The organism is Hyphomicrobium sp. 01T421 (assembly GCF_056398805.1).
Map to the genome: position 1 here is coordinate 1 of NZ_JBFTQC010000006.1, position 8237 is coordinate 8237.

At 56.5% G+C, this 8237-nt stretch carries 6 protein-coding genes; 1 reads left to right on the plus strand and 5 read right to left on the minus strand.

Features of this window, described 5'->3' with window-relative positions; genetic code table 11:
* Nucleotides 1-737 precede the first annotated feature (737 nt).
* From AC1DK3_RS21115 to AC1DK3_RS21135, 5 genes are all read right to left on the minus strand, one after another.
* Nucleotides 738-1751, minus strand: coding sequence for a hypothetical protein (locus AC1DK3_RS21115; protein ID WP_477194215.1), 1014 nt, complete (start codon nt 1749-1751; stop codon nt 738-740).
* 9 nt (nt 1752-1760) lie between these two features.
* Complete coding sequence (locus AC1DK3_RS21120) at nt 1761-3089, minus strand: Dyp-type peroxidase (protein ID WP_477194216.1); 1329 nt, start codon at nt 3087-3089, stop codon at nt 1761-1763.
* Nucleotides 3090-3111: 22 nt separating this feature from the next.
* A complete protein-coding gene (locus AC1DK3_RS21125) occupies nt 3112-3684 on the minus strand; it encodes a hypothetical protein (RefSeq protein ID WP_477194217.1) in 573 nt (190 codons plus the stop codon).
* Nucleotides 3685-3921: 237 nt separating this feature from the next.
* A complete protein-coding gene (locus tag AC1DK3_RS21130) occupies nt 3922-5025 on the minus strand; it encodes an AI-2E family transporter (protein ID WP_477194218.1) in 1104 nt (367 codons plus the stop codon).
* A gap of 1215 nt (nt 5026-6240) precedes the next feature.
* Nucleotides 6241-6762, minus strand: coding sequence for a YkgB family protein (locus AC1DK3_RS21135; RefSeq protein ID WP_477194219.1), 522 nt, complete (start codon nt 6760-6762; stop codon nt 6241-6243).
* Between the two features lie 150 nt (nt 6763-6912).
* Between AC1DK3_RS21135 and AC1DK3_RS21140 the strand changes: the two genes are divergently transcribed.
* Nucleotides 6913-7878, plus strand: coding sequence for an AraC family transcriptional regulator (locus AC1DK3_RS21140; RefSeq protein ID WP_477194220.1), 966 nt, complete (start codon nt 6913-6915; stop codon nt 7876-7878).
* The last annotated feature ends 359 nt before the right edge of the window (nt 7879-8237 follow it).

An 8237-nucleotide genomic window follows, 5' to 3' on the forward strand; every position in this document is an offset into this window, starting at 1 on the left:
GACCAATTCGGGGTTGCGTTGCGATTGATGTAAAACGATTGAGTGCCCGTGACCACTCTTGACGCTCGATGAGCGCTCGTGACGACATGGAAGTGTAAAACCCCATTGATTTCAGTCGAAATCACGTTGTCACTTAATCAACGGGTCCAGTGTTTCCTTAGGTGTTACCTTGGCCGCCGTAGGCGCCAAGGCGGGAACCCATAGGTTATTGACTTAACTGGCGCGCCGGACGAACACCTATGTTATTGAAGTGGCAATTTAATTTTCAGTAGCCTCTCCAAGGCCGAGGACTTCGGAAGCCTGCTTCATCTCAAGGAGCGGACGTGAAAATGAGCCCGAGGATATTCCGCATTGGGCCATTAGCGGCATCTGACAGGAAGACGCCTAAGGTCCGCTATCGATTCACTCAGGGATTCTCGCTTAAAGGCAAGTTCGTTCGTTTTTCCGCACATTTTTGAGTCAACGACGGGTCAAGACACGAGCAAGGGGCATGAGAATAATCAAGCCGAGTATCGCGACGAAAATGACCATCACGACCACCCGGGGTCGCTGAAGCTCGCGGCGGCGATGTTGCGCTGGCCAGTGCCCAAGCGAGTCGCCCGGGCGGCTCCTGCCTCATAGCGAGCCTTTAGGGCAAGTCCGATGGCGAGCGGGAGCAGCACTGAGCAAGACTAGTGATTGCGCGATCTTCGCTGGATTCACCGCAACTCCAGCGAGCGTCCTTCAATGCAGATGATTCAGTTCATCAAAGCGAGGTTGCGCCAGAAGCTTATCAGACTGTCCGTGCCGCCGAAGAGCGTGGTGAAGTTTGTAGAATCGACAAGCAAAATGTCTCCGGGCCGCCGATTGTTTGGCGGCATCCAGAGCAGGCAGTTAAACTCACTGTTGCCGGCTGCAGTGAAAGGGTGAGGACGATCAGGATCAATAGGTTGGCGGGCTAGCACGTGAATCGACTTGCTGCTGTCGGTGATCTCATAATGCGGCAAATGCGGGTGGAAATTGAAAGTCGGAACGTTCGCAAGAAGGCCAAGTCTATCACTGTCTCGGAACCTCGTTAAAGGCGCGATCTGCTGGGTGCCCTTGTCGAGGGCTGGACGGAGCCCGTAGGTATTGTGGACCGGCACATCAAGCGCCCTCATCAACGAGCGGGTGTATTGCCCGAAGCGTTGCTGCCGTGGCACGAGTGCGTCGCCATGGTGAAGATACTCGATCTGCCGCTGATTGAGGTCGTCGGCGAAACCGACATCATGATGTGGGGCGAGCAGTAGACATGTGCCTTCGCGCTTGAGCCACTCACCAATGGCCTCAACCTCTTCCGGCGCAGCTTCTTGCTCCGAAAGAAGGTGATCAAGGCCAAACACCAAAAGCGTGTCAGTATCGGCCAAAATCCGTTCGTCAATTGGCAGCTTATAGCCGGCTTGGTCGATGCGCTGGAACACAGCAGCTGGGTGGCCGGTTACTTCCGCGACAACTTCCTGAAAGCTAAGCGTTGAACGATGGAAGAGCTCCAGGGTACCAGCGATTCCCTGCAGAAATTGCGCCGCACTGTACTCCGGCGTCTCGTAGTTCGGCCACAGCACGTTACGGACTTCGGTCATTGTCGAGAATCGGTTTTCCATCGCAGCGGGATCGCGCTGCGCTTCCCACGGGTAACTCCAGGTCCAGTAGATGCTCAAGCGGCGTTTGCCAGGCGTAAATTTGCGCTGAATGTGACTCTGATTGTAAGTGCGGGCTGGCTCCAGCGTGTTCATGGCAGACTCCTATCTCACATCAGACCTAAGAGTCGAAAGATGTCGCAGGGCCGTAATGCCGGGGAGGAAGAAGTAAGCGCCACCCCTGACGGTCGTAAATGCCGGTAAGCCGGTGATCTTCTTTCGTATCGGGCGCTTGGGGATTTTGAATTCAAATGTGCCATCGTGGTTGCCAATGATTGGGTCTCGTTCATTGCCAAGTTCGTGAAAGTTTCGGTCGTTTACCCAGACATTCTGGGCAAATTCATATTGCCGGATGAGGCTTGCACAGATGACGAAAGCGGCGATACCGCGCTCCGTACCGTCCTCTGGCGCGTCCTCCGGCAGATGAGGTCCGTAGGTTGCGCCACGTCGGATCATACGGCGGCGATTCATGTTCTCGGCCGTGTCGCGGGGGTTCATGCGGCGCATGTGTGAGCCTAATGGGACCGCATATCCATGTGGGTCCATCTGCTTGTAGTTGAAGTCATTGTTACGTTGCGGATCTAGGCCTAGGGCTGGATCATCCTTGTGGGGCGCTAACGTGAGCGGCGCACCGCCGCGCCAACGGCCCATCAGCTTCGCGGCTACAAGTTCTTGTTCATCTGGAGTTTGGCCGTGCTGGCGCAGAAAGTGCCGAAACCGACCGACATGCTCCTGCATGCAGCGGTAAGCCATGAAGCTACCGTTGCGGGATAGAATCTCGGGTTGCGGCATTGAATAGGTTTGGCCGCTTTCGTCGGGATATCCGAGAATGAATTCGCCTGGCTTCAGCGGAGCCCCGGAGCCGGGCGTAGGTACCTCGCCAGAGCCTTCTATGACTGGCTGGGAGAGCCGGTCGCGGTAGCCAAAATGATCGTGGGCGTAATCAATTGGCGGTGTCGCATCGAGGTCCAAAGTTGAAAGCACCTCGATGCCGTCGCACTGGGCGACCAGTTTTTCATGCTCGTCTTGACAGCGCTCGCGTTCGGTGGCGTCGCGGGCAAACAAGATCACGATGGCGTGGAGATCGGGTCGTGCGAGGCCGCCCACCCATTTATCCGGATGGTTTTCTCCGGTGTCGCCGAGCACCTCCGCGCGAGCGACCATTCCCTGCTTAAACTCCTCGGGGAAAGATGACAGGGAATTTTCATCCACGCCGAGTGCGCGCAGACCGTTCCAGGTGAAGGCAACCGTCACCCACCGCTTATCCTGTTCAACGGAAGCCTGAATCGATGCTGCGGACTGCACCTTCTCAGCGATCGATGACAACCAGGCGCGTCCGCCTGTGGCGTTGTGAAACGAAAGAAATTCGTACCGTCCCGTGAGTGCAGGCACCCGCGTCAATACGATGTGTTGGATATCACCGAGCTCGAGCATGGCGGGCGTGTCCGATGGCGCATCACTGCATTTGGTCGAGCATGTCGGAGAAAGCGGCCTTCACCTTCAGAGCCTTCTTAATCTCGTCGGCACTCACGAAAGGGTATTCGCCGTATTCAAGGAAGCTCGGACGCTGATGCTCCCTGACGAACTTGACGAATGCCGAAGGGTTCGTTTTCCAATCTTTTGGAAAGCCCTCAAGATTTTCGAATACGGTATTAAGACCAGACGCGCCAAAAATGCTAACCGCATCCTCGGTATATTTGTCAAAATCCGTGTCGAAGATTCCGATGTACTGGAAGTAGGTTTCGCCGTTGATGTCGAAGAGGTTCCATCTGAGATAGTGCAGCTTAAGCACAGCCAGGACATCAGGCTGATTCGCCACGGCCTCTTGTATGGTTTTCGCGTGCTCGTAAAAAGCTGACTCTCTTCCGGGAATGATCTTTGCAAGGATGGAGAAACCGTAGCACGCCGGCGTTTTGGGAAAAATCGGTCCATACCGACCTTGTTCGACCTTATCTTTGAAAAATCCCCCCTCAGGGATGGCCAAGGCTGCGGGCTTCGCCCAATTCCCGGAGTTTGAAGTATCAGACATGACTCATTCCTTTTTGTGTTAAACAGCAATATTGCGTCCGGCTTATATTCCGGTGGTATCGACTTTCGCTCTAATTTTTCTCAATTGGTCAAAGTTCCGAGGCAATATGAGCAAATCCTTGGCAAGCGCCGGACTGATCCTGAAGTGCGAATAAAACAACCTGCCAAAATCTGGAGTCCAGTGTTTTGAAAACGGGGCCGACGACTAGGCTGCTAGACTCTGAAGTGACAATGCTCTTCATCGGTGTAATGCAGCACCGTCGGCCAGAGGCGCGGAGCCACCTTGAGCCATATTGGCGGAGTCGTCCCCGTACATCCAAGCTACAGCCAGCTCCCATGCCACAGAGAGAACGATCGGACCAAAAAAGAGGCCCACAATTCCGTAGGCAATGGTGCCGCCGATAACCCCTATGATGATCAAAGGCATGGGTGTTGAGAGACCGCGCGCCATCAACACTGGCCTCAAAACATTATCGATAAGCCCCACCGGTACCATGTAAATGGTGAACATGAAGGCGTACGCAGGCTCCATGGTCATCCAACTCCACACGATGATCGGCAGAAAGAGGATCGCTGGCCCGATTTGAACTATTCCCAGCACGAGCGAGGCGAAAGTTAGAATACCCGCGGCGGGTACGCCGGCAACGAGAAATCCCGCCCCCGCGAGAAAGGATTGCAGCAGCGCTACGCCGATTACCCCACGAGAGACATTGCGAATAGTGGAACCCGCAAGTTGCACCATTTCAGTGCCGCGCGGTCGGAGAATGTGCTCCATTACTTGAGTCAGCGCTTTGACCAGTGTTGGTCCTGGACAAAAGAGAAAACCTGCAACGATGATCGAGATCATAAACTTGAGCAGGCCGACTATGACATTCGATGCCTGTTCGAGCAGCCAGAGGGCGACGGGTTTGAGTACGGGGGTTAGCTGTGTGAGCTGCGCACTAATATCCGTCACAGCATGCGTCCAGAACCTGTAAACCTGTTCGCCTATCAGCGGCCACTCTTTAACGGAGTCCGGCGGCAAGGGAACCGATAGGCCAGCTTCCAGCTTGTTTGCGACGAACTCGACTCCATTGAGCACCCCAAAACCAAGCCACACGAGCGGCGCAAGCACCACAAAAATGCAAAGAAGCGTCACGAGAGTTGCTGCTAACCTGGGTTGATTGAACCGTCTCTTAAGCCAGTCGAACAGCGGATAAAGAGCAACCGCCAGAATGGCGCTCCACACAAGGATTGTTAAAAATGGGGCAACGATCCACCAAGACCAGTAAGCGAGCAGTGCGAGCAAGCCGACCCGGATGGCAATATCGATAGCCTCCGCGCTGAGCGCTGTTCGGGCCATCGTCTAATCTCCTTGCGTCATTGACGTCTCAAGCTGCGGACCAAGCCTGCGACGGTCGCAGCGAGTTGGGCCGCCAGTTCATCGACCTTGCCGATCTCAGTCGTTTGGATTGACGCTCGACTAATTGGGCTGATCAACCGCAAACCAAACGTAGTATCCGTCGGGTGTTATCCGCCAGCACGAACCGACGCCATAGGCCCACCAGCGACCACGCCAGTAGCGACGTCGATTGCCATAGTACACGCCACCATAGTAACGGCGACCGACGCGGTAAGCGCCACCGCGATAAACGCCACGAGCTGCGACTCCGCGATAGACGCCCCGACGAACGACGCCGCCGCGATACACGCCGCCACGGCGCGCGACACCGCCCCGATGGAAACCGCCACGGAATCCACGAAAACCACCGCCGCCTCGAAAGCCACCGCGGCCACGTACGGGCTCCGCAATCGACTTTGTGGCAGCCGTTTCCAAATCACGCTGACACCGGGCCTGCTTGAACACTCGCAAGCATCGGTGGCGAGAGCAACGCTGCGCTCAAGGCCAATGGCAACAATAGCTTGGGTATTCGGTAAGACGACATTGGACACCCATAACGATTGAACGGCTTTTGCAAATTACCATTTGGCACTGTTCATCGCCTCGCGATGGGACGAACCGAATTATTTTTGATGGCGGCATTAATTCGCTTGGCGAGCGTTTGTGGGAAAACTGATATCTATTCCGATAACACTTAGAATAAATACGTTGGAAAATGATGCTTTCCATTGTTTGGTGCGTCTCTTCACCTGACATGGGACGGATCACCTTCGCCGTGGATGTCAGCTGTGGGTCATTTGCGGACATCAGCAAGAACCACGCGCTCGCAATCGGCGATGCAAAGCGATTTCTGCTTAATCCCAACAGCCGACATCCGCGAACTTGATGACGGCCGTGACTGAGCAGTGGGCGTCGAAGTCCGCGACGCGGAGAAAGCAGACATCGATGAGTTCTAATCAGCAACTTGGACAGGACGTTGGCGGCGAATGCTTCCGCATCCTTCATCAGCTTGTGCCACTTAAGGGTCGGCATCTCCCGGGGGTAGTTGCCACCCCCGGGTACTGCACCCAATCCCAACGGGATTGGGTGCCTACGGAATTGCCTACCCTGGTTCTTCGACATCAAGGTGGATGGCAGCCGTTCAGATGCGCGGCCTGAGCGCCGGCGGCCAACTCATCAAGCGTTCACGTTCGCACCGGCAGGCAGCCTTGGAGCGTCTTCGTCAAGGACCCGTTGAACGTCTTGCTTCAGGAGGTAGACAGAGACGGCGAGCAGCACCAGATCCTTCAGAAGGAAGGCCGAATTTATTGTCATCGCCGGAAAGCCTCCGGCGCCAGCATCCCACGCGTCAGGAACGAACGGCATGACCGTGAGGGTAGAGATGAAGGTGGCGGCGGCACCGAGCGCGCCGAGCATGCCGGCCTTCTTGTTCCAGAAACCCAGAAGCAGCAACGTGCCAAAGATCCATTCCGAGGCGCCGAGGAAAATGGCGGTGCCGCGAATTCCCAACACCGGGATCGTCCAGGAGATGAGCGGGCCATGGGTAATGATAGGCAACAACCCTCTGATCTCCGATTCGAACCATTTGTCGTATCCGAACCACGCGAAGATAATCACCATTGCGGCGCGGAGCAGGATGTAATCGAGGTCAGGCTTCAGGAGGCCTGAGCGGCCGAGAAGTTGGGCGATGGCGTTCATTTGTTTTCTCCTCTGAACAGGCCGGACGAGCCGGGGGACGGATCGCATCTGCGTTGATGCCGATGGGTGTCACAATAGTTCAGAAAATGAGATTGATAATGCTGGTTTGGCTCGATTATATGCTCCATCGTCTCAGATGGAGGCTGCGCGATGGAGCACATAGATTGGCTGAGCCGGTTACTGGACATCGTACCGGTCACCGGACGAGCTGAGCGCCGCTGCTTCTTCGCTGCGCCGTGGCGGTTGGAGAGCGCGAGTTCGGAGCCAGGGGAAATCCCCTACCACGTCATCCTCGCCGGCTCTGCGATCCTTGAGGGGGCCGATGGCGAACCTCCGCGAGCACTAAGGGCCGGCGATATCCTGCTCTTGACCCGGGGGGCAGCGCACGTCCTTCACGACGGCGGAGGCCGATCCGCATCGCCCATCCGGCAGAGGATCGGCGCCACGATCACGGTCGATGAAAATGATGGTCACGGCGAGCGGCTCGATATGCTCTGCGGCCGCTTTATCTTCTCAGCAGCCCACGCGCGCCTGATCCACGATTATCTACCACCGCGTCTGGTCGTCAACGCGGCCGAGCACTCGGCGATCGCAGCTAGACCCGGCGCGCGAGCTCGGCTCGCCAACTTAGTGGGTTTGATGCGATCGGAATCGGCGGAGGAGAACCTTGGGGGTCAAGCTATGCTTGGAGCCTTGTCGACAGTGCTCTTCACTCTCACGCTGCGCCTCGCGAGCGAGGATCGTGACGTTCCTACCGGATTGCTTGCACTGGCCGGCCATCCGCACCTAGCCGGAGCCTTGTCGGCCATGTTGGCTGCTCCAGGTCGCCCTTGGACCCTGCCGGAACTCGCCAGCCTCTGCGGAATGTCGAGGGCCACGTTCATCCGCCAGTTCCAGCAGAGCCTCGGCCGCTCCGCTACGGAACTGCTAATCGATGTGCGCATGACAGCGGCGGCAAACGCCTTGCGAGCCACCTCCAACTCGGTCGCGGCGATCGGCGAGGATGTAGGCTACCAGTCCGAGGCTGCATTCCAGCGGGCGTTTAAGCAGCACGTCGGATTCACGCCGGCAGAGTACCGGCGTCGAGCGGCGATGGACGCAAAGAGTTCGAGGTGACTTACAAGCTGCGGTGCGATGTCCCCGCAGAAGAGGCGCCTAGGGCTCTGTTTCGTAAATAGAAGCCCAAAGCGGTAACTTCACTCTGAGACCATGACCCGGCATTTCACTTCTGGCCCAAAGCTGCACTTAGGCGAATGTCCGCTTTCGGAATTGCAGAAGGCGCCCTCGAAAGCATCCTCTGTGCACCACGACGGATCGAATCGAAGGTCCGCTTTCTCGGCAAAGCGGACGGACGTCGACCAATTCGGGGTTGCGTTGCGATTGATGTAAAACGATTGAGTGCCCGTGACCACTCTTGACGCTCGATGAGCGCTCGTGACGACATGGAAGTGTAAAACCCCATTGATTTCAGTCGA

Coding starts and splice junctions, on each gene's coding strand:
- AC1DK3_RS21115 (WP_477194215.1), bottom strand. CDS start 1,751: ATGAACACGCTGGAGCCAGCCCGCACTTACAATCAGAGTCACATTCAG.
- AC1DK3_RS21120 (WP_477194216.1), bottom strand. CDS start 3,089: ATGCTCGAGCTCGGTGATATCCAACACATCGTATTGACGCGGGTGCCT.
- AC1DK3_RS21125 (WP_477194217.1), bottom strand. CDS start 3,684: ATGTCTGATACTTCAAACTCCGGGAATTGGGCGAAGCCCGCAGCCTTG.
- AC1DK3_RS21130 (WP_477194218.1), bottom strand. CDS start 5,025: ATGGCCCGAACAGCGCTCAGCGCGGAGGCTATCGATATTGCCATCCGG.
- AC1DK3_RS21135 (WP_477194219.1), bottom strand. CDS start 6,762: ATGAACGCCATCGCCCAACTTCTCGGCCGCTCAGGCCTCCTGAAGCCT.
- AC1DK3_RS21140 (WP_477194220.1), top strand. CDS start 6,913: ATGGAGCACATAGATTGGCTGAGCCGGTTACTGGACATCGTACCGGTC.